Annotated in this window: 1 protein-coding gene; it reads left to right on the top strand. The window is 27.2% G+C overall.

Annotation, left to right across the window (positions count from 1 at the left end; all coding sequences use genetic code 11):
* Positions 1 to 148 precede the first annotated feature (148 nt).
* Positions 149 to 1,099 (top strand): hypothetical protein (locus DCO46_RS22525; protein WP_133244631.1); only part of this gene is annotated, 951 nt, incomplete at its 3' end.

The following is a 1,099-nucleotide window of genomic DNA, read 5'->3' as shown; positions in this document are numbered from 1 at the left end:
AAATAAGTTCTATCAAAATACTTGTGAATATGCTAAATCATTTAAAAAAGGAGCACTAAATCATTGAAGGTTTGGCAAAAACAAGTAAGTTTATCCTTCATAATACAATTATGTTTTTTTGTATATTGTCCCAAGCAAAATAAAAAATATGGCAAGATTTAATAATCAAAAAGCACATTATGATAGTTTAATATCGCTTTTTAAATACTTAATAACTCTAAGTATCGCAATTTTAACCTTAATTGCTGGTGTAATAACATGGTTAACATGGAGTAATGGTAAAGAAATGAGGGAAGATTTAAATAAAGAAAAAGTAGAAATAAAAAAAGAACTACAAGATTTAAAAAATGAGGTTAAGGAGAACGAGAACAAGGTAATTAAAAATCTTAATAAATTAACAGAGAGAGTTAATGGAGATATAGACGAAACTAGAAAAGATGCGCTTAATGAAATTAGTAACATTAAAGATGCTGCGAGTGTTCTTGCAGAACAAGAAGCAAGAAGAAAAATTAATGATGTTTTTGAAAATAAGAATTTTGACGATTTCGTTGTAAAAATTGCACAAGAAAGAATTGAACCGAGGGTACGTACAATTGTTGACGAAACAATGGCATCTTTGAGTAAAGTAGAAACTCAGAATGCTATAGACAATTTGACCAGTAATGATATTAGTAAAGAAGAACTTGGATGGTCATATTTTTCCACCAATATAGCAATAAAATTAAATAATACACAACAAAATCAATTAGTTAGAGCTTACGAAAGTAAAAACACAAAAGTAAATCCTAAAAGTTATTTTGCGATTATTTTACAAAGAACAAAATCCGATATTGCCACTAAATTCTTTAAAGAAGTATTGTCAACAGAAACATACAGTAAGCAAAATACAAATGTTGCTATATCATATTTCATAGCTCACAATATTGAACACGAATTTCTAGAGCAGTATATAATTAAGCAAATGGAAGAATCAAATTCTCCACAAGACATTTATTATATGTTTGTTTTTTCATCTACGTGGTTAAGTGAAAACTATACTGCCTACTTACTAAATAACAGAAATTTAGTTCGTAAAATTTATAATAATTTAGATAAAGAT

Source organism: Flavobacterium sp. HTF (assembly GCF_003105115.1).
Lineage (GTDB): Bacteria > Bacteroidota > Bacteroidia > Flavobacteriales > Flavobacteriaceae > Flavobacterium.
Note: the sequence above shows the minus strand (reverse complement) of the source record. Positions and strands in the feature narration are given on the sequence as shown.